This is a genomic window from Pseudomonas sp. TE3786, assembly GCF_054057335.1.
This window is the reverse complement of the sequence record NZ_JBSRZF010000004.1, coordinates 46,354-69,764: the sequence shown is the minus strand read 5'-3', so window position 1 is coordinate 69,764 and position 23,411 is coordinate 46,354. Positions and strand designations below refer to the sequence as shown.

General features: G+C 62.2%; 21 protein-coding genes and 1 riboswitch. Of the genes, 15 read left to right on the top strand and 6 right to left on the bottom strand.

The window, feature by feature from the left end; all coding sequences use genetic code 11:
• Positions 1-143: 143 nt before the first annotated feature.
• The 4 genes from ACVW0Y_RS06460 to madM are packed head-to-tail and all read left to right on the top strand — an operon-like array spanning position 144 to position 2,948.
• Positions 144-773 (top strand): malonate decarboxylase holo-ACP synthase, encoded by a 630-nt coding sequence (locus tag ACVW0Y_RS06460; protein WP_457436869.1) that lies wholly within the window; start codon positions 144-146, stop codon positions 771-773.
• The gene (gene mdcH, locus ACVW0Y_RS06455; protein WP_457436867.1) at positions 770-1,705 is read left to right on the top strand and encodes a malonate decarboxylase subunit epsilon; all 936 of its coding nucleotides are present in this window, start codon (positions 770-772) and stop codon (positions 1,703-1,705) included. Before ACVW0Y_RS06460 ends, mdcH begins: the two co-directional genes overlap by 4 nt.
• 59 nt (positions 1,706-1,764) lie before the next feature.
• Positions 1,765-2,181, top strand: coding sequence for a malonate transporter subunit MadL (madL, locus tag ACVW0Y_RS06450; protein WP_457436865.1), 417 nt, complete (start codon positions 1,765-1,767; stop codon positions 2,179-2,181).
• Between the two features lie 2 nt (positions 2,182-2,183).
• Positions 2,184-2,948 carry a malonate transporter subunit MadM gene (gene madM / locus ACVW0Y_RS06445; RefSeq protein WP_457436864.1) on the top strand — a complete coding sequence of 255 codons (765 nt, stop codon included), beginning with the start codon at positions 2,184-2,186 and terminating at the stop codon, positions 2,946-2,948.
• 3 nt (positions 2,949-2,951) lie between these two features.
• On the opposite strand, the gene ACVW0Y_RS06440 is transcribed toward madM, so the two are convergent.
• The 4 genes from ACVW0Y_RS06440 to ACVW0Y_RS06425 all read right to left on the bottom strand — a co-directional run bounded on the left by ACVW0Y_RS06440 (position 2,952) and on the right by ACVW0Y_RS06425 (position 6,480).
• The gene (locus tag ACVW0Y_RS06440; RefSeq protein WP_457436862.1) at positions 2,952-3,869 is read right to left on the bottom strand and encodes a LysR family transcriptional regulator; all 918 of its coding nucleotides are present in this window, start codon (positions 3,867-3,869) and stop codon (positions 2,952-2,954) included.
• 97 nt (positions 3,870-3,966) lie between these two features.
• Positions 3,967-5,016 (bottom strand): GGDEF domain-containing protein, encoded by a 1,050-nt coding sequence (locus tag ACVW0Y_RS06435; RefSeq protein ID WP_457436861.1) that lies wholly within the window; start codon positions 5,014-5,016, stop codon positions 3,967-3,969.
• A gap of 141 nt (positions 5,017-5,157) precedes the next feature.
• On the bottom strand, positions 5,158-6,054 hold the full coding sequence (locus tag ACVW0Y_RS06430; RefSeq protein ID WP_457436860.1) for a D-hexose-6-phosphate mutarotase: 897 nt from the start codon (positions 6,052-6,054) through the stop codon (positions 5,158-5,160).
• 27 nt (positions 6,055-6,081) lie between these two features.
• Positions 6,082-6,480 (bottom strand): acyl-CoA thioesterase, encoded by a 399-nt coding sequence (locus ACVW0Y_RS06425; protein ID WP_108095192.1) that lies wholly within the window; start codon positions 6,478-6,480, stop codon positions 6,082-6,084.
• A gap of 311 nt (positions 6,481-6,791) precedes the next feature.
• Between ACVW0Y_RS06425 and ACVW0Y_RS06420 the strand changes: the two genes are divergently transcribed.
• A complete protein-coding gene (locus ACVW0Y_RS06420) occupies positions 6,792-8,081 on the top strand; it encodes an MFS transporter (RefSeq protein WP_457436859.1) in 1,290 nt (429 codons plus the stop codon).
• Here ACVW0Y_RS06420 and ACVW0Y_RS06415 read toward each other — a convergent pair.
• Both ACVW0Y_RS06415 and ACVW0Y_RS06410 read right to left on the bottom strand, forming a co-directional pair.
• Positions 8,065-9,327, bottom strand: coding sequence for a nucleoside deaminase (locus tag ACVW0Y_RS06415; RefSeq protein ID WP_457436857.1), 1,263 nt, complete (start codon positions 9,325-9,327; stop codon positions 8,065-8,067). The genes ACVW0Y_RS06420 and ACVW0Y_RS06415 overlap by 17 nt on opposite strands.
• 420 nt (positions 9,328-9,747) lie before the next feature.
• Positions 9,748-11,058 (bottom strand): PQQ-dependent sugar dehydrogenase, encoded by a 1,311-nt coding sequence (locus tag ACVW0Y_RS06410; protein ID WP_457436855.1) that lies wholly within the window; start codon positions 11,056-11,058, stop codon positions 9,748-9,750.
• Between the two features lie 163 nt (positions 11,059-11,221).
• Here ACVW0Y_RS06410 and ACVW0Y_RS06405 point away from each other — a divergent pair, with 163 nt between their 5' ends.
• The 10 genes from ACVW0Y_RS06405 to ACVW0Y_RS06360 all read left to right on the top strand — a co-directional run bounded on the left by ACVW0Y_RS06405 (position 11,222) and on the right by ACVW0Y_RS06360 (position 23,410).
• On the top strand, positions 11,222-12,193 hold the full coding sequence (locus tag ACVW0Y_RS06405) for a phosphate ABC transporter substrate-binding protein PstS family protein (RefSeq protein ID WP_457436853.1): 972 nt from the start codon (positions 11,222-11,224) through the stop codon (positions 12,191-12,193).
• A gap of 489 nt (positions 12,194-12,682) precedes the next feature.
• Complete coding sequence (locus ACVW0Y_RS06400; protein WP_457437165.1) at positions 12,683-14,659, top strand: ABC transporter permease subunit; 1,977 nt, start codon at positions 12,683-12,685, stop codon at positions 14,657-14,659.
• A gap of 3 nt (positions 14,660-14,662) precedes the next feature.
• Positions 14,663-16,342 carry a phosphate ABC transporter permease PstA gene (gene pstA, locus ACVW0Y_RS06395; RefSeq protein ID WP_457436851.1) on the top strand — a complete coding sequence of 560 codons (1,680 nt, stop codon included), beginning with the start codon at positions 14,663-14,665 and terminating at the stop codon, positions 16,340-16,342.
• Between the two features lie 177 nt (positions 16,343-16,519).
• On the top strand, positions 16,520-17,353 hold the full coding sequence (gene pstB / locus ACVW0Y_RS06390; RefSeq protein WP_457436850.1) for a phosphate ABC transporter ATP-binding protein PstB: 834 nt from the start codon (positions 16,520-16,522) through the stop codon (positions 17,351-17,353).
• A gap of 155 nt (positions 17,354-17,508) precedes the next feature.
• A complete protein-coding gene (phoU, locus tag ACVW0Y_RS06385; RefSeq protein WP_457436849.1) occupies positions 17,509-18,240 on the top strand; it encodes a phosphate signaling complex protein PhoU in 732 nt (243 codons plus the stop codon).
• Between the two features lie 220 nt (positions 18,241-18,460).
• On the top strand, positions 18,461-19,375 hold the full coding sequence (locus ACVW0Y_RS06380) for a response regulator (RefSeq protein WP_457436847.1): 915 nt from the start codon (positions 18,461-18,463) through the stop codon (positions 19,373-19,375).
• Between the two features lie 235 nt (positions 19,376-19,610).
• Positions 19,611-19,713, top strand: a riboswitch (guanidine-I (ykkC/yxkD leader).
• Positions 19,714-19,759: 46 nt separating this feature from the next.
• Complete coding sequence (locus ACVW0Y_RS06375; RefSeq protein ID WP_457436845.1) at positions 19,760-20,776, top strand: ABC transporter substrate-binding protein; 1,017 nt, start codon at positions 19,760-19,762, stop codon at positions 20,774-20,776.
• A 76-nt stretch (positions 20,777-20,852) separates the two neighbouring features.
• Positions 20,853-21,878 (top strand): fatty acid desaturase family protein, encoded by a 1,026-nt coding sequence (locus ACVW0Y_RS06370; protein ID WP_457436843.1) that lies wholly within the window; start codon positions 20,853-20,855, stop codon positions 21,876-21,878.
• 3 nt (positions 21,879-21,881) lie between these two features.
• Positions 21,882-22,658 carry an SDR family NAD(P)-dependent oxidoreductase gene (locus ACVW0Y_RS06365; protein WP_457436841.1) on the top strand — a complete coding sequence of 259 codons (777 nt, stop codon included), beginning with the start codon at positions 21,882-21,884 and terminating at the stop codon, positions 22,656-22,658.
• Positions 22,658-23,410: an SDR family NAD(P)-dependent oxidoreductase gene (locus tag ACVW0Y_RS06360; RefSeq protein WP_457436839.1), complete on the top strand. Its 753-nt coding sequence runs from the start codon at positions 22,658-22,660 to the stop codon at positions 23,408-23,410. The genes ACVW0Y_RS06365 and ACVW0Y_RS06360 overlap by 1 nt, the downstream gene beginning before the upstream one ends.
• The last annotated feature ends 1 nt before the right edge of the window (position 23,411 follow it).

Genomic DNA, 23,411 nt, shown 5'->3' with positions numbered 1-23,411 from the left:
CGTCAGGGATGGGGCGGTCAGGCCGACCAAAGCGATCCGTCAGGGTCGTAGCAGCACGGGTTGGTTGCGCCGGATGGCCAACGAGAGGGTTGGGGAAAGTGGCACCACACATACGCAAAAGCACCGGGCAGGAGGGTGAAACGATGACCACAGACAGCGCTCAACCCGTCCCTCACGATCTGCTCTGGGGCATGGGCCCGCACCTGCTACCGGCGCAGGCTCCGGACTGGGCCCGGCAGGTATTGGCGCAGGGGCAGCCGGTGGTGGTGCGCCGTCAGCGCCTGGCCAGCGGCTGGCTGGCCGTAGGTATTCGCGGTGCCCGTCGTGAACAGCGTTATGCCACCGAGCTGCACCAACATCAGGTGCGTGCCTGTATCACTCCGGAACAGGCGGCCCGCCAACCGGCACATGGATCTTGGCCAGCCCTGCTGGCCCTTGCTGCACTGCGCCCGCGGCTCGATAGTCAGCCGCTTTCCTGGGGCGTTACGGGCAGCGTCGGTTTTGCGCTGGCGACCGGTATTGCTGTGCTGCACAGCGCCAGTGATCTTGATCTGTTGCTGCGTACGCCAACCGCCATGAGCCGCAGTGTCGCCCGCGATTGGCTGAAGCTATTCGATGCGGTCGATTGCCGTGTCGATGTGCAGTTGGAGACCCCGCACGGTGCCGTGGCGCTGCGCGAATGGGCCGGGGCTGCCTCGCGGGTATTGCTGAAAAGCGCGACGGGCGCGGCGCTGGTCGAAGACCCCTGGCAGGCCCTGGAGCCACTGGTATGAGCAGCCTGATGGTATTTCCAGGTCAGGGCGCGCAGCAGGTCGGCATGCTCCATCAGTTGCCGGACGAGCCCCAGGTGCGGGCGCACATTGCCCTGGCCAGCGAGGTATTGGCCGAGGATGTTCTGGCCCTCGACAGCGCCGCAGCGCTGCGCTCGACCCGTGCGGTGCAGCTGGCGTTACTGATTGCCGGCGTGGCCTGCGCGCGGTTGTTGATCGAGCGCAGCTGCGCCCCGGATTACGTTGCCGGGCTGTCCATTGGGGCTTACGCCGCGGCCGTGGTGGCCGGGGCACTGGAGTTTGCCGATGCCGTGCGCCTGGTGGCGCTGCGCGCAGAACTGATGCAGAACGCCTACCCCAGCGGCTTCGGTATGACCGCCATCGTCGGCCTCGACCTGACAACGCTGGAGGCATTACTGGCCCGGGTTCATCGTCCGCATCAGCCGGTTTATCTGGCCAATATCAATGCTGCCAACCAGCTGGTGATTGCCGGCAGCCACAGTGCCATGGGGCAGGTCGCGGCGCTGGCCAGGGCCCAAGGGGCGGGCATGTGCAAAGCTCTGGCGGTGAGCGTGCCGTCCCATTGCCCGTTGCTGGCGGAGCCGGCCCGGCAGCTGCAACAGGCGTTTGCCGATATACCGATGCAGCGCCCCGCCATCGGCTACCTGAGTGGCAGCTCTGCCCGCCTGCTCAGCGACCCCGAGCGCCTGCGTGACGATCTGGCCGGCAATATGGGCCGTATCGTCGACTGGCACAGCACCCTGCAAACCGCCTACGAGCGCGGCGTGCGGCTGCATATCGAACTGCCGCCTGGCGCTGTGCTCAGCGTTCTGGCGCGGCGGGTTTTTGTTCAAGGAACGGTGCTGGCCTTCCAGGGCAACCGTTTGGATTCGCTGGGCGCCTTGTTGCGTCAGGAGGTAGGCCGGCGCTCATAACACATGCGTTTCGAAGCACAAAAACAACAACTTCGACTTAATGTAATGAGGACAACAACATGATCATTTATGGCGTGGCCCTACTGGCCATCTGCACCCTGGCCGGCGTCATCCTCGGCGACCTGCTGGGGGTGTTGCTGGGCGTTAAATCCAATGTCGGCGGTGTGGGTATCGCCATGCTCCTGCTGATCTGTGCGCGGCTGTATATGCAGCGCCACGGCGGCATGAGCAAAGACTGCGAGCTGGGTGTCGGCTTCTGGGGTGCCATGTACATTCCCGTGGTGGTCGCCATGGCGGCCCAGCAGAACGTGGTTGCCGCGCTGCACGGCGGCCCCGTGGCGCTGCTGGCTGCGGTGGGTTCGGTGCTGCTCTGCGGCTGCACCATTGCCCTTATCAGCCGTACCAACAAGGGTGAACCGCTGCCCGATGAGCCCGAGTTGAGCGGCATTGCCGCCAGCCCGGCAGGGGGGCGCTAAGCATGTTGGATATCATCGCGAACGCCCTGGAACATAACGGCCTGATCACCGCCTTTGCCGCTGTCGGCGCGATCATGTGGCTGTCGATCATTCTTTCCAAACACCTGACGTTTGGCCGCATACACGGTTCGGCCATTGCCATTGTCATCGGGCTGATCCTCGCCTGGGTGGGTGGCACACTCACCGGCGGGCAGAAAGGCCTGGCCGACCTGGCGTTGTTTTCCGGTATCGGTTTGATGGGCGGTGCCATGTTGCGGGACTTCGCCATTGTCGCCACGGCCTTCGAAGTGCAAGCCACCGAGGCGCGCAAAGCCGGGCTGATTGGTGTGGTGGCGCTGCTGCTGGGCACCGTGCTGCCGTTTATTGTCGGGGCCACGGTGGCCTGGGCCTTCGGTTATCGGGATGCGATCAGCATGACCACCATTGGTGCCGGCGCTGTGACCTATATCGTTGGCCCGGTTACCGGCGCGGCAATCGGCGCAAGCTCCGATGTGATGGCCTTGTCCATTGCCGCCGGCCTGATCAAGGCGATTCTGGTGATGGTGTTTACCCCGGTATCGGCGCGTTTCCTCGGCCTGGACAACCCGCGTTCGGCCATGGTCTTTGGCGGCCTGGCGGGCACCGTCAGCGGGGTTACCGCGGGCCTGGCGGCGACCGACCGGCGTCTGGTGCCCTACGGTGCGCTGACGGCCACCTTCCATACCGGCCTCGGCTGTCTGCTCGGCCCATCGCTGCTGTATTTCTGCGTGCGGGGTTTGCTCGGCTAAGGCTCAGGCGTTCTGTTTCAGGCTATACATGCGGCATTCGGCAAGGAGCGCGAGCAGATTGGGGTCGCGCTCTTTGGCTTTCAGAAAGACCACGCCGATATGCTGCTGCAGGCGGTAGCGCGCCTGCAGCGCAATCAGCTTCACGCGATTCTCATAGACCGCGGCAATCCGCCCCGGCAGCAAGGCATAACCCACCCCGGAACTGACCATGCTGAGCAAGGTGAAGATGTCATTCACCTGCATCGCCACCTTGGGCTCGAACCCCGCCTGCGCAAACACCCGGCCACCGTCGCGGTGGGTGGCAAAGCCTTGCGTCAGGGTAATAAAGGTCGATTCGCGCAGGTCGGCGAGGTCCACTTCCGCCTGGTTGGCGAAGGGCGAGTCATTGGGTACGGCAAGAAAGATATCGTCGGCAAACAGCGGCAGCTGCGAGCAGTCGGGGTCGCTGACGCCTTCATCCAGCGACACCAGAATGGCATCGAGCTCCATATTCTTCAGACGGTAGAACAGGTCGACATTGGAGCCCAGGGTCAGGTCGATATTCAGCTCGCTGCGCCGCAGCTTGAGGCCCATGATCAGCTGCGGCACGGTTTTCACCGTGAGTGAATACAACGAACCGAGCTTGAAACGTTCGGCGGAAAAGCCGGCGGCTTCGCGGGTCAGGCGTACGGTGTCGAGTAGCTCCTGAATCAGTTTCTGAGCGCGTTCTTCCAGCACATAGGCGCTTTCCAGTGGCGTCAGATTGCGCCCTTCGTGCTTGAACAGCGGGCAGCGCAACGCGCTCTCCAGCGAGTGAATGGCCCGGTGCACGCTGACATTGCTGGTATTGAGCTCGGCCGCTGCGCGCGACAGATTGCTGGTGCGCATAAAGACCAGAAAGGTCTCCAGCTTCTTCAGGGTCAGTTCTTCATCGATCTGCATCAGAGGCTTCTTGTTCGAGTGGGTGCCGCATGCGTGCCCTTAGTCTGTGGCAAAACCCCAGTCCTGCCGATGCGCCTTTGGCAGGGGGGCGCAGGCCTTAGGGCTGAACGTTGCTCAGCACCAGGCGATTGCGCCCAAGCTCTTTGCCGCGGTACAGACGCTGGTCGGCGCAGCGATACAGCTCGCTGGCGCTGTGGCCATCGGCGGGCCATTGGGCCAGGCCGAAGGTAGCCGATAGGGCAATGCTGTGTTCGCCATACAGCAGTGGGTTGCTGGCGATCTGTTGGCGCAGGGTTTCCACCAATGGCGTGGCGGCCGCCAGGTCGGTGTTGCGCAGAATCACGCCGAACTCCTCGCCGCCCAGACGGCCCAGGCTGTCGGTGACCCGCAGGCGTAGCAGCAGGCCGTCGCAGATATGCATCAGCGCCTGATCGCCGGCGTCATGGCCGAAGCAGTCATTGACCCGCTTGAAGTGGTCGATGTCGATGATCACCAGCACCAGCGGCACATTGCTACGTTCGGCCTCCTGAAGGCTGCGCTCCAGCGCTTGCTGAAAGCTGCCACGGCTGGCCACGCCGGTCAGCGCGTCGGTTTGCGCCTGGCGCGCCAGCTCGTCGTAAGCGGCAGCGCGGCGGGCTTCGTAGAGGTGCACGAAGATGATGATCATCACCCCGCACAGCACGGCGTTGAGCACATCGATCATGCCCGCGGAGTTGCCGGGCAACGGGTATTTGTCGAAATACAGCGCGATGGCCGTCAGGGCATAGGGCGTGCTCAGCAGGAAACCGCGCACGCGCCCAAGCAGCAGGTACGACAGCAGGGGAATGATGTAAATCCACACGTAGGCGGTGGTGGAGGCGGCCGGCATGACGATGATGTACAGCAGAAAACCGAAGGTCGGGATCAGGTACAGGTAGATCCACGGCGTCAGGTTGCGCACGCCGACGATCTTCCAGCCGCCCCACATCAGCACGGCGCTGGCCAGCAACTCGAAGGTGGCGGTCAGCGGGTTGCCGGCGAGAAATTGCAGGATGCAGAAGCTGCTGAGCACCACGCCGGTGCTGACCAGGATCAGGCGCATCAGCGAGCGCTTGCCGGTTTCTTCCAGGCCGTTCTTGCCGGCGGAAACGCTGAATTTTATGGGCATGGCGCCGGACGCAAAGGTTTTAGTGATATCGCATTGCAGTACAGCGCCGGGCTATTGGCAAGCGAGCACTGGGCAAAGCCTGGCGTGACACTGGAAAGCGGGATAGGTGAACTCCCGTGAGAGAGGCTTTCGCCGCCCTCGTTACAGCGACTCCGCCCACAGCGTAACGGCCATGCTGTGCTGCGCCCCCGGCACCAGACTGACGACATCGTTGAGCACATTGGCGGTTTCGATGCACAGCATGCCCGGCCAGGCATCGGCGGCGAACTGGCTGAGGCGCTGGGCCTTGGCGATCCAGGGGTTCCACACCACGGCCGAGCGTGAGCCGCTGCTGGCCAGGTGAATGCGCCGCTGCCAGAGCGGATCGACAATGCTGACCTGTGCCGGCACATCCAGGTAGATGCGGTCGGTTTCACCGGTAAAGGTGATGGCGCCCTGCTGCTGGCGTTCCTGCCAGTCTTCCAGGGTTTCGATATAGCGGGTCTGGTCGAAGCCTTCGAGGTGGGTCTGGTGGATATCGGCGACGGCAAAGTAGGTGTGCAGCGCCTGGCTGAAGGTCAGCGGCTGTTCGCTACCGTTGCGGGTGGTCAGGCTCAGGGTCAGGCGCTGATCAAGGCGCACATCCAGGCTCAGTTCGACGCCACTCGGCAAGAAGGCCAGGGTGCTGGTAGGGAAGGTGAAGCGCAGGGTGACGCCATCGGCGTCCTGATCGATGCCCTGCAGCTGCCAGTCCAGGCCGCGTACCGTGCCATGGGCGGGTGCCGAACCGCTGCCGTGCAGCTGCTGAACCGCCTCGGGGTTGCGCGCCAGGTCGCCAAACCAGGGCCAGCACACCGGCACGCCGCCGCGCACCGATTGGCCTTTTTTATACGCGGCCTGTTCGCTAAGCCAGATCACCGGCTGCTGGCCATGGGGTTGATAGCGCAGCACCTGCGCGCCTTGCTGCGTCACCAGCAACTCGGCCTGGGCGGTGCGAATGCGCCAGCACACCAGTTCATCCAACTCGACACGTTCGACTTGTGGGGCGCTGTTGGGCATAGGGCGGAATCCGGAGGTAAGGGGAATTTAGCGGCGCGGTACCGGCCGGGTGCGGCCGCTGCCATCGATGGCGACAAACACGAATACGGCCTCGGTGACCTTGCGCCATTCGCTGGAGAGCGGGTCATCGCTCCACACTTCCACCAGCATCTGAATCGAGCTGCGACCGATTTCCAGGGTCTGGCTATAGAAGGACAGCTGCGCGCCGACGGCAACCGGCACGAGAAAGGCCATGCGGTCGATGGCCACGGTGGAAACCCGTCCGCCTGCCACTTTGCTGGCCATCGCGGTACCGGCGAGGTCCATCTGCGACACCAGCCAGCCGCCATAGATATCGCCGAAACCGTTGGTTTCGCGGGGCAGCGCGGTGATTTGCAGCGCCAGATCGCCCTGCGGCGTTGGGTCTTCTTGTTCGAGTTCGATCATGCCTAGGGAGCCTCTTACCCGTCACTCTTATTGGATGTGGTCAGTCTCGGGCTTGACTGCTCACTCGGCTAACAGGCCGCAAGTTGGGTTCGCAGAAGACCCGGCCGCTCTAGCCAGGGCCAGACGCAGACAGGCCGCAGTATATATAGGGATCGCTCGTACGACGACTGCCCAGTCTCGGAATTGACCGGAAAACTTCGATATCCACCGCAACCTACGGTTCTTTGTTGCAATTTGCTATCGTGCGCCCCTGCCGCGCGGGGCTCGAGCCCGCTGCGGCCGCGCTGTCAGACGATGAGAAGCCTACCTTTATGCCCACCGCCGCCTTGCCCACCCCTGCCGCTACTCGACCGCTGACCCGCAGCGATTACAAAACCCTGTCGCTGTCGGCCTTAGGCGGCGCCCTGGAGTTTTACGACTTCATCATTTTCGTGTTCTTCGCCGCCGTGGTCGGCAAGCTGTTCTTCCCCGCAGAGATGCCCGACTGGCTGCGCCAGATGCAAACGTTCGGCATCTTTGCCGCCGGTTATCTGGCCCGCCCCCTGGGCGGCATCGTCATGGCTCACTTCGGTGACCTGCTGGGGCGTAAGAAGATGTTCACCCTGAGCATTTTCATGATGGCCGTGCCGACCTTGCTGATGGGCTTGCTGCCTACCTACGCACAGATCGGTATGTGGGCACCCATCGCCCTGCTGATTTTACGGGTGATCCAGGGCGCGGCCATCGGTGGTGAAGTGCCGGGTGCTTGGGTGTTTGTTGCTGAGCATGTACCGCAGCGCCATATCGGCTACGCCTGCGGCACCCTGACCTCGGGGCTGACTGCCGGCATCCTGCTTGGCTCGCTGGTCGCCACCCTGTTCAACAGCCTGTTCACCCCCGAAGAGCTGCTGGCCTACGGCTGGCGCGGGCCTTTCCTGCTGGGTGGGGTGTTTGGGCTGCTCTCGGTGTACCTGCGCCGCTGGCTGCACGAAACCCCGGTGTTTGCCGAGCTGCAACAGCGCAAGGCGCTGGCCGAGGAAGTGCCGCTGAAGGCGGTGGTACGCGATCACCGTGGCGCGATTCTGCTATCGATGCTGCTTACCTGGGTGCTGTCGGCTGGCATCATCGTGGTCATCCTGATGACCCCGACCCTGCTGCAAACCGTTTACGGCTTCAATGCGGCCACGGCCTTGCAGGCCAATAGCCTGGCCATCGTGTTTCTCAGTCTGGGGTGTGTCGGTGCCGGGGCCCTGGCCGACCGTTTTGGTGCCAGCAAGGTGTTTATCATCGGCAGTCTGTTGCTGCTGGCCAGTTCCTGGACCTTCTATACCCGCATCAGCAGCCACCCGGAGTGGCTGTTCCCGCTCTATGCCCTGACCGGCCTGTTCGTCGGCATGATCGGTGCCGTGCCCTTTGTGATGGTCAATGCCTTCCCGCCGGTGGTGCGGTTTTCCGGGCTGTCGTTCTCCTACAACCTGGCCTACGCCATTTTCGGCGGGCTGACCCCGATGCTGGTGACCCTGCTGTTGAAGACCGACCCGCTCGGGCCGGCCTACTACGTGGCGGCGCTTTGCGGCCTGGGCTTCTGTGTGGGCCTCTATCTGCTCATGTCGAAGCGCTGATCCGGGCCACGCCCTGTTCAACGGCGCTGATCAGGTCAGCGCTCAGCACCTGGCTGGGTGCGACCTGCACACTCTGGGTATAGAACGGCGGTAAGCGCTGGGCCAGCTGTGCCACGGCCTGTGCCGTGGTGGTGTCGGGCAGCAGCACATATTGCAGGTTGGAGGGGTAGTTCTGCGGCACCGGTCCTTCCATGGTCGAACCGTAGGCACCGAACTCCATCACGGCCTGTGGCGTGGCTGGGTCCGGCGCATACAGGTAAACATAAGTCCCGTATTTGGGGTGCGTCAGGTACTGCGCCGCCTCGGCACGTACCGCTGGGTGGGGGTCATTCATCAGCGTCCAGCGCATCACCGCATAGTGGCGGGTGATCTCCATAAAGGCCGTGCGAATCGGCGACTTGCCCTCTGCACCGCCCAGGCAGGCGAGCAGATTGCCGAAGGCATCGATTAGCGCGACCGCGTTGAAAACGCAGCTTTGCTGCGCAGCGGCCAACAGTGGTTCGGCCAATTCCGCGCCCGGATCGCGGGGATTGGTGCTTTGCACTGTCAATGCATAAGGGCTGAGATGGGCTAACGCGCGGCGCACCGGGCTATTGGCCGGCAGCGTGGCCGGGTCTTGCAGTTGCGACGGGTCCACGCCGCTGTGATTGCTCGCTGAGCGCAGGGCAATGACGCTGGCAGCGAAAATCGAGCTGGTCAGGTAATAGGTCGCGGCATTGATGGGCTGCGCTGCAAATACCGCACTTTTCGACCCTTGGCCGGGACGATTCACGGGTACCGAGACCGCGTAATACGCCCAGGTTGCTTGGGCTTTCTGACGCATCTTCGGTGGCAGCGCCAGGAAGTCGAACTGGCCGGTATGGTTGATTCCGGCGTAGCTATCAAGGGCACTCACCGCCACATTGAATCCCGCGGTCAACAGGGCACCCGCGCACATGGCGCAGGGGTCCAGGCTGGTCACGATGGTCAGTTGCTCGGGGTGGGGAAGCTTCAACGGTCCGCGGTTTGCGTAATACCAGTCCACCAATTGACGCTCGCCATGGGCGGTCGGGTCGTGGAATAGAAAGTAGCCCGCGCTGCTACCCGGAAAAGGCATCAGCGCGTTGTTGTGCCGCGCCGCGATCACTTCGCCGGATGCGTTGTCGATAATCGCGCCACCTACCGCAAAGGTTTGTTGCTGGGCGGCAAGAATGGATTGGTTGGCAACGGTATCTACCGCTTCTTGCGCGCTACTCAATATCGTCATGTTGTGAAGTGCCTTTCTGGGTTGGCGCAGCCATGACTTGAAGTCGTCGATAGCGCGCATCAACGCACTGCTCAACGTGGCTTGGGCGCAACGGTATTTCCCGGCACTTGTTGGGGTCAAACCGCTGAGCTGGCGCTAACCAGCCGAGCGTTTCAGCGGGGGCGGCACCTGTTTCTGTACATGTCGAAGGCCGGTTCCTGAAGGGGCTATAGCCGCTTCGGCGCTCTCAGGCGGGACGCTGCGCTGTAGGCGTTGCCCCGCTTGCTGATCAGTCTGATCAGTGCGTGTCGTGGTATTCCTTCTCGCCAGCGGCGTGCTGCTTCAGGCGGCGGTTAACCTACAACCGTGGCCTACGCGATTTTCGGCGGGCTGATACCGACGCGGGTGAGGACCGACCCCCATGGGCCGGTCTGTACCTGCTTACTTCGAAGCGCTGACTCGCCACACCTTGTTGCCGACATCGTCGGTCACCAGCAGGTTGCCCTGGTTGTCATTGATGACATCCACCGGGCGGCCCTGGGCTTCACCTTCGGCATTGAGGAAGCCGGTCAGCACATCCTGCGGCTGACCCTTGGGCATACCGGCGCTGAACGGCACGAAGATCACCTTGTAGCCGGCCCGTGGCTCGCGGTTCCAGGAGCCATGTTGGGCGACGAACAGCCCGTCCTTGCGCTCCGGCAGCGCGCTCTTCTGGCCAAACACGATGCCCAATGAGGCGGTGTGCGCGCCCAGCGCGTAATCCGGTACCAGGGCCGTGGCCACCAGTTCCGGCTTTTGCGGTTTGACCCGCTCATCCACATGCTGGCCGTAGTAGCTGTAGGGCCAGCCATAGAAGCCGCCGTCCTTTACCGAGGTGATGTAATCCGGCACCAGGTCGTTGCCCAGCTCGTCGCGCTCGTTCACGGCGGTCCATAGCGCCCCGGTGGTCGGCTCCCAGGCCAGGCCGTTGGGGTTGCGCAGGCCGCTGGCGAACAGGCGTTTGTCGCCGCTGCTGGGGTTCACCTCCCAGATCGCCGCGCGGCCTTCTTCTATATCCAGGCCGTTTTCGCCAACGTTGCTGTTGGAGCCGACGGTGACGTAGAGCCTTTTACCGTCGGCACTGGCGATCACATTCTTGGTCCAGTGATGGTTCAGGCCGGCGGGCAACGCCGTGACTTTGGTCGGCGGCTCGCTGATCTGCGTTTGTCCGGTGACATAAGGCACGCGCACCAGAGCATTGGCATTGGCGATATACAGGTCGTTGCCGATCAGCGCCATGCCGAAGGGTGAGTGCAGGTCTTCGATAAAGGCACTTTTGATTTCCGCCACGCCATCGTGGTCGGCATCGCGCAGCAGGGTGATGCGGTTGGCGCTGGGCACGCCGGCACCGGCTTTTTCCATGATCTTGCCGGCAACGAAATTCTTCATGCTGAAGCCCGGGTCTTCTTCCGGCGGCGGGGTGTTGCTCTCGGCAACCAGTACATCGCCATTGGGCAACACATACAGCCAGCGCGGGTGATCAAGACCTTCGGCAAAGGCATTCACCTGGGTACCGGCGGCGGCCACCGGTTTGGCACCGGCCGGCCAGCCCACCGCCTTGGCGATGTTCACCGTGGGCAACAGGCTGGATTCCGGTGCTGGCAATTGCGGGTTGGGGCCATAGCCCACGCTGGTGGTTTGCGGGCTGTTCTCGGCGCAGCTGCTGCAGGCTACTGCGAGCAGGGTAAAGGGCAGTAAACGAGCGAATTGCATGGGGCAGTCTCCGGGTCGTTGCCAAGGGATCAATTAAAGGAAAGCGCGTGGTCTTCGATGATGGCCATTCATCCAATTGTCACAATTGGGTCATAGAGTCTTCACACGGCCTGCAGATACTTAGGCCCGTTCCATCACAACCCTATCCTGCTAGGAGCAAGGCATGAAACTTAAGCGTTTGATGGCGGCCCTGACTTTTGTCGCCGCTGGCGTCGCCACCGCAAGCGCGGTTGCCGCTGTTGACCCGTCGATCCCGGCCTACACCAAGACCACCGGCGTATCCGGCAACCTGTCCAGCGTTGGTTCCGACACCCTCGCCAACCTCATGACTCTGTGGGCTGAGGAATACAAGCGTCTCTACCCTAACGTCAACATCCAGATTCAGGCTGCCGGTTCCTCCACCGCGCCACCCGCTCTGACCGAAGGCACCGCCAACCTGGGCCCGATGAGCCGCAAGATGAAGGACGTTGAGCTGCAAGCGTTCGAATCCAAATATGGCTACAAGCCGACCGCCGTTCCGGTAGCCGTCGATGCCCTGGCCGTATTCGTGCACAAAGACAACCCGATCAAAGGCCTGACCATGGCCCAGGTTGACGCCATCTTCTCCGCTACCCGCCTGTGCGGTGGCTCGAAAGACATCAAGACCTGGGGCGACCTGGGCCTGACCGGCGACCTGGCCAACAAGCCAATCCAACTGTTCGGCCGTAACTCGGTATCCGGCACCTACGGCTACTTCAAAGAAGAAGCCCTGTGCAAAGGCGACTACAAAGCCAACGTCAACGAACAACCGGGTTCCGCTTCGGTTGTGCAGTCGATCAGCTCCTCGGTTAACGGCATCGGTTACTCGGGTATCGGTTACAAAACCGCTAGCGTCCGTACCGTTGCTCTGGCCAAGAAAGAAGGCGGCGAGTTTATCGAAGACAACGAGCAGAACGCTCTGAACGGTTCCTACCCGCTGTCGCGCTTCCTGTTCGTCTACGTGAACAAGGCACCGAACAAGCCTCTGGCTCCGCTGGAAGCTGAGTTCGTGAAGATGGTTCTGTCCCAGCAAGGCCAGCAAGTTGTCGTGAAAGACGGCTACATCCCGCTGCCAGCCAAGGTTGCCGAAAAAGCTCTGAAAGACCTGGGTCTGTAAGACCCGCCGGGGCGGCCCATGCCGCTCCTTGCAACGACAAAAGCCTGGTTGGGTGATCCTCGGCCAGGCATTTCGCAAGCCCGCTGTTCCTATGCGCACTTCGTGTCATTGGTCAGTGGGTTTTTTGCGTCACTGCTTTGTCATGTTTCTGTCATACAGAGCCGCTAGGGTGTGCGCATGAACGATCTGGCAAATTCCCCCATGACTGCGAATTCCTCCTCCGGACGCATTGATTTCAATACGCCCGAGCTGCAACGCAAGCGCCGTATCCGTGCGCTTAAAGACCATCTGGCGCGCTGGTACGTAATGATCGGCGGCCTTTCCGTACTCGGCGCGATCACGCTGATCTTCTTCTATCTGGGTTATGTGGTGTTTCCCCTGTTCCAGGGTGCCGAGCTGACCGAGAAGAAAGTGCAAAGCCCGGCCTGGCTGCAACAAGACGCCGGCAAACCGCTACTGCTCGCCATCGAGGAGCAGAACCAGGTGGCCATGCGCGTTTCCGACAAGGGTGAGGTGATTTTCTTCGCCACCAAGTCGGGTGACGAAATCAAACGCGTGCCCCTGGCTCTGCCCGCTGGTGCCACGGTGGCGTCCATCGGCCAGGCGCAAGCCGGTAACAACCTGGTGGTGCTGGGTCTGTCCAACGGTCAGGCCCTGGTGTTCAAGCACACCTACGTGGTCACTTACCCGGACAACCACAAAACCATCACCCCGGCGCTCGAATACCCGTACGGCGAAGCGCCGTTGGAAATCGACCCGCAAGGTCGCCCGCTCGAGCATGTAAGCCTTAGCGCCAACGATGAAACCATGTTGCTGGGTGCCTCCAGTGGCAGCGAACTGCTGATGCTGTCGCTGACCAGCGAAGAAAACATGATGACCGGCGAAACCACCCTGACCCAGGATCGTGTCGCCCTGCCGCAGATCGCCGAGCCGATCAAAGCCTTGTATATCGACCCGCGCCAGCAGTGGTTGTATGTGCTCAACGGTCGCGCCCAGGCCGACGTGTTCAATCTGCGTGAACGCAGCCTGAACGGCCGCTACAAGCTGCTGGAAGACGCCGACGCCGAAGTCACCGCCAGCACCCAGTTGCTGGGTGGCATTTCGCTGATGATCGGTAACTCCAAGGGTGGCATCAGCCAGTGGTTTATGGCCCGCGACCCGGACGGTTCCTCGCGCTTCAAACATATCCGCGACTTCCAGCAGGGTGACGCTGCCATCGTGCAGATCAACCCGGAAGAGCGCCGCAAGGGCTTCGTTGCCCTGGATGCCGCCGGTGAGCTGGGCGTTTACCACAGCACCGCCGAGCGCACCTTGTTGGTGGAAAAAATTGTCGACGGCAAAGGCGCGCTAGCCATGTCGCCACGCGCCAACCGGCTTGTTGTTGAGTCGGGCACGACGCTGCACCCGCTGACCCTGAAGAACCCGCACCCGGAAGTGTCCTTCAGCGCGCTGTGGGGCAAGGTCTGGTATGAAAGCTACGACGAACCCAAGTACATCTGGCAGTCCACCGCTGCCAACACCGAGTTCGAACCCAAGCTCAGCCTGGCACCGCTGACCTTCGGTACCCTGAAGGCCGCCTTCTACGCCATGCTCCTGGCCGCCCCGCTGGCGGTTGCCGCCGCCATCTACACCGCTTACTTCATGGCGCCGCGCATGCGCCGCAAAGTGAAGCCGGTGATCGAGCTGATGGAAGCGCTGCCGACGGTAATTCTCGGCTTCTTCGCCGGCCTGTTCCTCGCGCCTTATGTGGAAGGTCACCTGCCCGGCATCTTCAGTCTGTTGCTGCTGACCCCGCTGGGCATCCTGCTCGCCGGTTGGGGCTGGAGCCGCCTGCCGGAATCGATCCGCCTGCGTGTCCCGGAAGGCTGGGAATCGCTGACCCTGATCCCGGTGATCCTGATCGTCGGTGCCTTTGCCCTGGGCATGAGCCCGTACATGGAAAACTGGTTCTTCGGCGGCGATATGCGCCTGTGGATCTCCCATGACCTGGGCATCACCTACGACCAGCGCAACGCCCTGATCGTCGGTCTGGCCATGGGCTTTGCGGTGATCCCGAACATCTTCTCGATTGCCGAAGACGCCGTGTTCAGCGTGCCGCGCAGCCTGACCCTGGGCTCCCTGGCGCTCGGTGCCACCACCTGGCAGACCATGACCCGCGTGGTGATCCTTACCGCCAGTCCGGGCATCTTCTCCGCTTTGATGATCGGCATGGGCCGTGCGGTCGGTGAAACCATGATCGTACTGATGGCCACCGGTAACACCCCGGTGATGGAAATGAACCTGTTCGAAGGCCTGCGCACCCTGGCAGCCAACGTTGCGGTGGAAATGCCCGAATCGGAAGTCGGCGGCAGCCACTACCGCGTGCTGTTCCTCTCGGCCCTGGTACTGCTGCTGTTCACCTTCATCATGAACACCTTGGCCGAACTGATTCGTCAGCGTCTGCGCAAGAAATATGCAGCGCTCTAAAGGATGAATGCCGTGAAGAAGAATTCTCTCAACGCTTGGTTCAAAAGCGGTTCGCCAGGCATCTGGATGAGCGGCGGTGCGGTGTCGATCGCCGTGATCATGACCATCGGCTTGCTGCTGGTTATCGCTTTCCGCGGGCTCGGCCACTTCTGGCCGGCCGACCTGCTGCAAGCCACCTACGCCATTCCGGGGCAAGCCAGCCACGTGGTGGTCGGTGAAGTGGTGCAGGCCGAAGAAGTGCCGCTGGCGCGCTTGAAAGGTGCCGGCTTGCCGGTGCCGGACAACGGCCCGGAATTTATGACCCGGGAACTGCTCAAGGTGGGTAACCGTGATATCTACGGTGCCGACTTCACCTGGCTGGTCGGTGACTGGCTGGTGGATCAGAAGAAGCCGGTCGAATTGATGACCTTGGTGCGCCGCGAATGGGGCAACTTCTACGGCACCCTGGTGAGCGTCAAGGAAAGCGGCAAGATGATCGCCGAAGGCGAGGCCGGCTGGCCGACCCTGCAGGAACGCATCGTGCGTGTCGAAGGCTTGGCCACTCAGTTGAGCAAGCTGGAGAAAAAAGACATCGGCGCGATCAACCATGACCTGGAACGCCTGCGTCTTAAAACCCGCAAGCTGGAACTGGAAAAATCGCTGACCGCCGAAGCGCAAGCCGACATCGACGCCGAGCGCGCCGAGCTGGACGCCAAGTACAAGGGCCTCGAAGGTCAACTGCTGGAGCTGCACCAGGCGGTGGACCGCGACAGCATCGTAGTGCGTGAAGCCGATGGCAAAGAGATCGAAATCAGCCTGGGCAAGATCGTCCACGCCTACCAGCCCAACGGCATGGGTGTGTTCACCAAGCTGCGCATGTACTTCGCCAACCTGTGGGAATTCCTCAGCGACGATCCGCGTGAAGCCAACACCGAAGGCGGTATCTTCCCAGCGATTTTCGGCACCGTGATGATGACCCTGATCATGGCCATGATCGTCACCCCATTCGGTGTGCTGGCCGCGGTGTACCTGCGTGAATACGCCAAGCAGGGCCCCCTGACCCGCATCATCCGCATCGCGGTGAACAACCTGGCTGGCGTTCCGGCCATCGTTTACGGCGTGTTCGGTCTGGGCTTCTTCGTTTATGTACTGGGTGGCTCCATCGACCGTCTGTTCTTCGCCGAAGCGCTACCGGCACCGACCTTCGGTACCCCGGGCCTGATGTGGGCATCGCTGACCCTGGCCATCCTCGCGGTGCCGGTGGTGATCGTGGCCACCGAAGAAGGTCTGGCGCGTATTCCCCGTGCGGTGCGTGAAGGCTCCCTGGCCCTCGGCGCGACCAAGGCGGAAACCCTGTGGAAAGTGGTGCTGCCCATGGCCAGCCCGGCGATGATGACCGGCATGATCCTCGCCGTGGCCCGCGCCGCCGGTGAAGTGGCACCGCTGATGCTGGTGGGCGTGGTCAAGCTGGCACCGTCGCTGCCGGTAGACGGCAACTACCCGTACCTGCACCTCGACCAGAAGATCATGCACCTGGGCTTCCACATCTACGACGTCGGCTTCCAGAGTCCCAACGTCGAAGCGGCCCGCCCGCTGGTGTACGCCACCGCGCTGCTGCTGGTGATGGTGATTGCCGGCTTGAACCTCTCGGCGGTGGCCATTCGTAACCACCTGCGCGAGAAGTACAAAGCGCTGGATCACTAAGAAAGAAACACCGTCGTCCTCGCGCAGGCGGGGACCCAGAATGGTTGGGGCAACGCATGCTCCTGATCGAATCTGGATCCCCGCCTGCGCTGGGATGACGGAGTAAAGAATTCGAATGACTTATCGCTGGCCAGCGTACCGGTCAGCCAAACGCAAACTACGCATTGAGGTTTCTCCATGCAGCACGAAGCCCAGCCACACGGCATCAATATTTCTGCCCTTGGCCGTGAAAAGCAGAACCTGACCCTGGCTGAAGAAGCCGTGACCCTGGAAGTGCCTGGCCTGAGCCTGTTCTACGGCGACAAGCAGGCGCTCTACGACGTCAAAATGAACATCCCCAAGCAGCGCGTGACCGCCTTTATCGGCCCGTCCGGCTGCGGTAAGTCGACCTTGCTGCGTTGCTTCAACCGCATGAACGACCTGGTGGACGGCTGCCGCGTCGAAGGTGAAATCAACCTCGACGGCACCAACATCTACCGCAAAGGCGAAGACGTGGCCGAGCTGCGTCGTCGTGTCGGCATGGTGTTCCAAAAGCCTAACCCGTTCCCGAAAAGCATCTACGAGAACGTGGCCTACGGCCTGCGCATTCAAGGCATCAACCAGAAGCGCGTGCTCGACGAAGCCGTGGAAGCCTCGCTGCGCGGCGCGGCCCTGTGGGACGAAGTGAAAGACCGTCTGCACGAGTCGGCCCTGGGCATGTCCGGTGGTCAACAGCAGCGTCTGGTGATCGCCCGTACCATCGCCGTGCAGCCGGAAGTACTGCTGCTCGACGAACCGTGCTCGGCCCTGGACCCGATCTCCACCCTGAAAGTGGAAGAGCTGATCTACGAACTGAAATCCAAGTTCACCATCGTCATCGTTACCCACAACATGCAACAAGCGGCGCGGGTCTCCGACTACACCGCGTTTATGTATATGGGCAAGCTGATCGAGTTTGGTGACACCGATACCCTGTTCACCAACCCTGCCAAGAAGCAGACCGAGGATTACATCACCGGTCGTTACGGCTAGCCCCCTGGCCATCTCAGAGCGCGCCGGGCGGCGTTAGCGGGACTTGCTGTACCAGTTGTACTGTCTGCGTCCCGCTGCCTTGCCCGCCACGCTCTGCCAAAGGCCAGGAACACGTTGAAGTGCCAAAAAAATATTCAGTCTCCAAGGGCTAGAACATGATCAACAAAGACAGCCTCACCCATCACATTTCCGCCCAGTTCAACGCTGAGCTGGAAGACGTGCGCAGCCACCTGCTGGCCATGGGCGGCCTGGTGGAAAAACAAGTCAACGATGCCGTTACCGCGCTGATCGACGCCGACTCCGGTCTGGCCCAGCAGGTGCGCGAGATCGACGACCAGATCAACCAGATGGAGCGCAACATCGACGAAGAATGCATCCGCATTCTCGCCCGTCGTCAGCCTGCTGCTTCCGACCTGCGGCTGATCATCAGCATTTCCAAATCGGTGATCGACCTGGAGCGCATCGGCGACGAAGCGACCAAGATCGCCAAGCGCGCCATCGAGCTGTGCGAAAACGGCGAAGCGCCACGGGGCTACGTGGAAGTGCGTCATATCGGCGACCAGGTGCGCAAAATGGTTCAGGAATCCCTGGACGCCTTCGCCCGCTTCGACGCCGACCTGGCTCTGTCGGTGGCCAAGTACGACAAGACCATCGACCGCGAATACAAAACCGCCCTGCGCGAACTGGTCACCTACATGATGGAAGATCCACGCTCCATCACCCGCGTGCTGAGCATCATCTGGGTGCTGCGTTCGCTGGAACGTATCGGCGACCACGCGCGCAATATTGCCGAGTTGGTGATTTACCTGGTGCGCGGCACCGACGTAAAGCACCTCGGTTTGGCGCGCATGGAAGAAGAAGTGAAAGGCACAGCCGACAAAGGCTGACGACTCGGTTGGCTTTTTGTGGGAGGGGCTTCAGCCGCGAGCTTTTACAATCAAAAGCTCGCGGCTGAAGCCCCTCCGACAGTTATTTTTCGACGCTCCTACAACGCCCGGCTTGCCCGGGCGTTGGCGTTTTTGTGCGTTAGCCTCGGCTTCGGCAACTCGTTTTGGCCATTCGCCGCGCGGCGAGGCTATGCTTATGCCATTACTGAAGGGGTGGTCGATGAGCAAAGTCAGCGTGCTAGTGGTGGATGACGCGCCGTTTATCCGCGATCTGGTGAAGAAGGGGTTACGTAATGCCTTCCCCGGCGTCCAGATCGAGGACGCGGTGAATGGCCGCAAAGCCCAGCAAATCCTGGGCAAGCAGCGCTTCGACCTGATTCTCTGCGACTGGGAAATGCCCGAGATGTCGGGCCTCGAACTGCTGACGTGGTGCCGAGAGCAGCCCGAGATGAAAACCCTGCCGTTCATCATGGTCACCAGCCGGGGCGACAAAGAAAACGTGGTGCAGGCGATCCAGGCCGGGGTGTCCGACTTTATCGGCAAGCCTTTCACCAACGAGCAGCTGGTCACCAAAGTCAAAAAAGCCCTGCACAAGTCCGGCAAGCTCGAAGCCTTGATGGGCGGTGCGCCGAAGACTGCCGTTTCGCCGTTTGGCAATGACTCCCTCTCTGCGTTGACCGGCGGCAAGGCCGAAGTGGTCCAGCCCCGGGCCGCCGCTCCGGCCCCGGCGGCCACCGGTTCTGCTGCTGCGCTGCTGGGCGGCGCCGCAAAACCCGCTCCCGCCGCGGCTGCGCCTTCCGGGCGTGGCCAAGGCCAATTGCGCTTGGCCAGCGGCAACCTCGCCTGCGTGATCAAGGCGCTGAGCCTTAAAGAAGCGGCGCTGCTGGTTAAGCGCCTGGACAGCCTGCCGCAAGTGCTGGAACACGCGGTGCTCGACTTGGAGCAAGGTGATGGCGGCGAAGTGGCGCGGCTCAACGGCTACCTGCATTCGGTGGCCGCGTTCGAGCCCAAGCCCGACAGCGAATGGCTGCAACTGATCTTTCGCTTCATCGACCGCGACCCGCAGAAGCTCGACTATCTCTCCCGCCTGATTGCTCGCGGCACCACGCAGAAGCACTTCTCCCCCGGCGCCTGATTGCAGGCGTCACGCACTGAAACCATGCGCCTTGCCAGCCGGTGGTGCGCCTTGCTTAGGCAGGGCCGCCCGCAGGCAGCCGCTCGATTGCGGCAAACCTTTGAATCCATAAGGTTTTTATCGACACGCCGGGCCCTGGCACCGGACTTGCTACATCCCTACCGAACGGGATGAGTTTTCGCGTCGGCACCGCCGTCACATGTTGCTCATGACGCTTGGCACACAGGAGCTGTAACCAGAGGCGAACTAGGGTTCCGGTCCACAGGAGTGGATGCTGGTCCGAGAGTTTTCCGGCCCTAAGGAGTAGGGCTACACGGCGGGAGAAAAGCCCGGGAGACGTGATGTCATCCCGTGCCTGTTTTCTTAACGTGTAGGAGTGTTGCCATGACCACGCCGTTGTCTTGCTTCAAGCTTCCTTCGTTGCGCAAAAGCCTGTTGGGGGCTTGCCTGGCCACTGCTGCCAGCCTTCTGCCCATCGCCTCTCAAGCCGCTGAAACGCTGAAAATCGGTACCGTTGTCTGGGCCGGTTATGCGCCTTTTTATGTGGCTGACAAACTCGACCTGTACAAGCCCCACGGCCTGAAAGTGGAGCTGCAATTCTTCAATGACCCGGCCTTGATTCCCACCGCCATGGTCGGCGGCGCGCTGGATGGCGGCATGCTCACCTACGACCAGGTGGTCGGCGGCGTGGCCAAGGGCCTCAAGCACAAGGTGGTGATGCCCATCGACTTCTCCAACGGCGGCGATGCCATCGTTGCCGACAAGGCCATCACCTCGGTAAAAGACTTCAAGGGCAAGAAGGTCGGCTACAACCCGCTGTCGCCGTCTGACTTCCTCCTCGCCTATGCCCTGAAAACCAACGGCATGACCGAGAAGGACATCAGCCCGGTCAACATGACCCCGGAAAGCATCCCCGGTGCCATGGCCTCCGGCAGCCTGCCGGTGGGCGTGACCTACGAGCCGAACGTGTCGCAGATCCTCGGCATGCCGGGCGACAAGTTCCATGTGGTGTATTCCTCCAAAGATGCCCCGGGCCTGATCACCGACGTGCTGGTGTTCGATGAGAAAGTCATCGGCAAACGCAAAGTGGCGATCAACGCGCTGATGCAGGGCTACGTTGACGGCCTGGCCTATATCAAGAGCCACCCCGAAGAAGCCGCCGAAATCATCGGCAAGGTGCTGGGTGTAAGCGCCAAGGAAGCCACCGAGCAGATGAGCGGCGTGTACAACATCCCGCTGGCGGAAATGAGCAAGAACTTCGAGAAATCCGACGCCACCAGCTCGTTCTTCGGTAGCGGCGCGGTAATCGGCACGCTGCTCAAAGACAACGGCCAGATCCCGGTAATCCCGGATTTCGCCAGCACCTTTGACGCGTCCTTCGTCGAAGCCCTGGCCAAGTAAGGCAGGCAACCGACGTCACGTTGCCGGGTGTGCCTGCGAGCGCACCCAAGGCAACGCCGATTCAAGAGGAGCTGTTATGGCCACCCAGATTTTTCGCTACGCCGACGGCAAGCTGCCTAACTCGCTGGCGTTTGCCTATGTCTTCGCTACTTACCTTGGCGGCTTCGCCCTGCTGTTCAACGCCCACTGGGCGCTCAACCTGCTCGGCATCCTGTTGCTCGGCCACGGGATGATCATCGCCGCCTACCTGATTCACGAATTCGCCCACGGCACCATTTTCGCCAAGCCCAAGCACAACGAATGGGCCGGCGAGGTCTGCAGCTGGCTGTGTGGTAGTTGCTACGCCGGCTTCCAATACCTGCGCAAAAAACATATGCGCCATCACGTCGACCGCGCGGACGTGATCACCTTCGACACCAAGGTGTTTATCAACGCCTGCCCGGCATGGCTGCGCAACGTCATTCTGGCGCTGGAGTGGGCCTATATCCCGGCCATCGAGCTGGTGATGCATTACTACGTGGTGGTGCTGCCCTTTATCACCGAGGAAGAGAAGCATCGCGCCAACCGCAAAAAGGTGCTGCTGACCCTGGCGATCCGCTCGGCACTGTTTGCCATACTCGCCGCTGTGTCGTTCAAGGCCTTGGTGTTCTATTGCCTGGCCTGGATGCTGATGCTCACCGTGCTGCGGTTCGCCGATGCCTACCAGCACACCTACGACGCCTTCGCCGTGCTGGAAGACGGCGGCGCGATTCCCAATGACAAGGTCCGCGACCGCGTTTATGAGCAGCACAACACCTACAGCAACGTGGTATCGGCGCGCTGGCCGGCGCTCAATCTGCTGCTGCTGAATTTCTCTTACCACAACGCCCACCACGAAAAGCCGGTGGCACCCTGGTACCGCCTGCCGGCCTTGCATCGCGAGCTGTATGGCAGCGCTTACGCCCAGGTGCTGCCGATGCGCCTGCTGCTGAAAAGCTTCCACGAACACCGTCTGCGCCGGGTTATCGATGACCACTACGGCGAAGTGGCCACGCCCGAGCAACAGCGGCGTGCCGATGGTTTCTACGGCGCGGTCGGCGTGTCGTTTCTGACGGCGGTATAGGCGATGAACCTCGATTACACCGGCAAAACCGTGCTGCTCACCGGCGCTGCCAGCGGAATCGGCAAGGGTCTGGCCCGCGCCTTCGCCGAGCAGGGGGCGCGTCTGGAATTGCTGGATCGCAACGGCGCGGCGTTGGCCGCGGTCGCCGAGGAGTTGCGCAACCTCACGGCTGTCACCGTCAGTGCCCTCGACCTGGCCGACAGCGAGGCGATTGCGGCATTTGCCGCCAGCCGCGAAGGACGTCCTCTCGATGTACTGGTGAACAACGCCGGCGTCGAATACGCCACGCCCTTGAGCGACACCGGTAGCGCCGCCGATGCCCACTGGCAGGCGCTGCTGGATAACAACGTCGCCTCGATGCTGCGTCTGACCCGCGCCGTGCAAGGCCAGCTCAAGGCCGGCAGCAGTGTGATCAACCAGGCCTCGATCTGGGGCCTGAAAGGCGTGCCGGGCTTCAGCGCCTATGTCGCCAGCAAGCATGCGGTGATCGGCCTGACCCGTTCGCTGGCCTGGGAGCTTGGCCCGCGGCGTATCCGCGTGAACGCGGTCTGCCCCGGCTGGATCGGCACCGATGCGGCCATGCGTTCGCTCAAGGTGATGGCCGAATCCAATGGCCGTAGCGAAGCCGACGAACTGGCGCTGATTCTCGCCGCCCAGGCGGTGCCGGAGTTACTCACCCCGGCGGACCTGGCCGGCACCTTTCTGTTTCTCGGCAGTGCTCTGGCCCTGCCCCTGACCGGGCAGGCGCTGTCGGTCAGCCACGGCGAGGTGATGCACTGATGAGCGAGCAGATTCTCAAGGGCCAGGTCGCCCTGGTCACCGGTGCCGCCACCGGTATCGGCCGCGCCACGGTGCTGGCCCTGGCCGCAGCGGGTGCCAAGGTGTGGATCAATCACTTGGGTCAGGAGCGCGCGGCCATTGGCCTGGTGGCGCGCATCACCTCGGCCGGTGGCTGGGCGCGGGCGGTGGAGGCGGATGTCAGCTCGGCGGCTCAGGTGCAGGCCATGTTCGCCGAGGTTTTTGCAGCGGGCGCGCTGGATATTCTGGTCAACAACGCCGGCATCATTCTGGAAAAACCCTTCCTGGAAACCAGCGAAGACGACTGGGCCAACCTGCTCGGTGTCGACCTCAGCGCCGTGTACCGCTGCTGCCGTCATGCCCTCGGCCATATGCAGCCGCGCGGCTCGGGCAGCATCGTCAATATCGCTTCCGAGCTCGGTCACCTGGGCCGGGAAAAATACGCCGCCTACTGCACCGCCAAGGCCGGGGTGATCGGCCTGACCAAATCCCTGGCCCGCGAATTCGCTCCGGCCATCCGCATCAACGGCGTGGCACCGGGGCCGGTGGATACACCCATGGTCAGCGCGGAAAACATGAGCGCAGAAATGATCGCCAAGGAAGTCGCCATTCCAATGGGCCGTCTGGGCCGCCCGGAAGAGATCGCCGCCGCCGTGCTGTTTCTGGTATCGCCCCAAGCCAGCTTCTTTCAGGGGCAAATGCTCGGCGCCAATGGCGGCGCGTGGATGGGCTGAC

Coding starts and splice junctions, on each gene's coding strand:
- ACVW0Y_RS06460 (WP_457436869.1), top strand. CDS start 144: ATGACCACAGACAGCGCTCAACCCGTCCCTCACGATCTGCTCTGGGGC.
- mdcH (WP_457436867.1), top strand. CDS start 770: ATGAGCAGCCTGATGGTATTTCCAGGTCAGGGCGCGCAGCAGGTCGGC.
- madL (WP_457436865.1), top strand. CDS start 1,765: ATGATCATTTATGGCGTGGCCCTACTGGCCATCTGCACCCTGGCCGGC.
- madM (WP_457436864.1), top strand. CDS start 2,184: ATGTTGGATATCATCGCGAACGCCCTGGAACATAACGGCCTGATCACC.
- ACVW0Y_RS06440 (WP_457436862.1), bottom strand. CDS start 3,869: ATGCAGATCGATGAAGAACTGACCCTGAAGAAGCTGGAGACCTTTCTG.
- ACVW0Y_RS06435 (WP_457436861.1), bottom strand. CDS start 5,016: ATGCCCATAAAATTCAGCGTTTCCGCCGGCAAGAACGGCCTGGAAGAA.
- ACVW0Y_RS06430 (WP_457436860.1), bottom strand. CDS start 6,054: ATGCCCAACAGCGCCCCACAAGTCGAACGTGTCGAGTTGGATGAACTG.
- ACVW0Y_RS06425 (WP_108095192.1), bottom strand. CDS start 6,480: ATGATCGAACTCGAACAAGAAGACCCAACGCCGCAGGGCGATCTGGCG.
- ACVW0Y_RS06420 (WP_457436859.1), top strand. CDS start 6,792: ATGCCCACCGCCGCCTTGCCCACCCCTGCCGCTACTCGACCGCTGACC.
- ACVW0Y_RS06415 (WP_457436857.1), bottom strand. CDS start 9,327: ATGACGATATTGAGTAGCGCGCAAGAAGCGGTAGATACCGTTGCCAAC.
- ACVW0Y_RS06410 (WP_457436855.1), bottom strand. CDS start 11,058: ATGCAATTCGCTCGTTTACTGCCCTTTACCCTGCTCGCAGTAGCCTGC.
- ACVW0Y_RS06405 (WP_457436853.1), top strand. CDS start 11,222: ATGAAACTTAAGCGTTTGATGGCGGCCCTGACTTTTGTCGCCGCTGGC.
- ACVW0Y_RS06400 (WP_457437165.1), top strand. CDS start 12,683: ATGCGCGTTTCCGACAAGGGTGAGGTGATTTTCTTCGCCACCAAGTCG.
- pstA (WP_457436851.1), top strand. CDS start 14,663: ATGAATGCCGTGAAGAAGAATTCTCTCAACGCTTGGTTCAAAAGCGGT.
- pstB (WP_457436850.1), top strand. CDS start 16,520: ATGCAGCACGAAGCCCAGCCACACGGCATCAATATTTCTGCCCTTGGC.
- phoU (WP_457436849.1), top strand. CDS start 17,509: ATGATCAACAAAGACAGCCTCACCCATCACATTTCCGCCCAGTTCAAC.
- ACVW0Y_RS06380 (WP_457436847.1), top strand. CDS start 18,461: ATGAGCAAAGTCAGCGTGCTAGTGGTGGATGACGCGCCGTTTATCCGC.
- ACVW0Y_RS06375 (WP_457436845.1), top strand. CDS start 19,760: ATGACCACGCCGTTGTCTTGCTTCAAGCTTCCTTCGTTGCGCAAAAGC.
- ACVW0Y_RS06370 (WP_457436843.1), top strand. CDS start 20,853: ATGGCCACCCAGATTTTTCGCTACGCCGACGGCAAGCTGCCTAACTCG.
- ACVW0Y_RS06365 (WP_457436841.1), top strand. CDS start 21,882: ATGAACCTCGATTACACCGGCAAAACCGTGCTGCTCACCGGCGCTGCC.
- ACVW0Y_RS06360 (WP_457436839.1), top strand. CDS start 22,658: ATGAGCGAGCAGATTCTCAAGGGCCAGGTCGCCCTGGTCACCGGTGCC.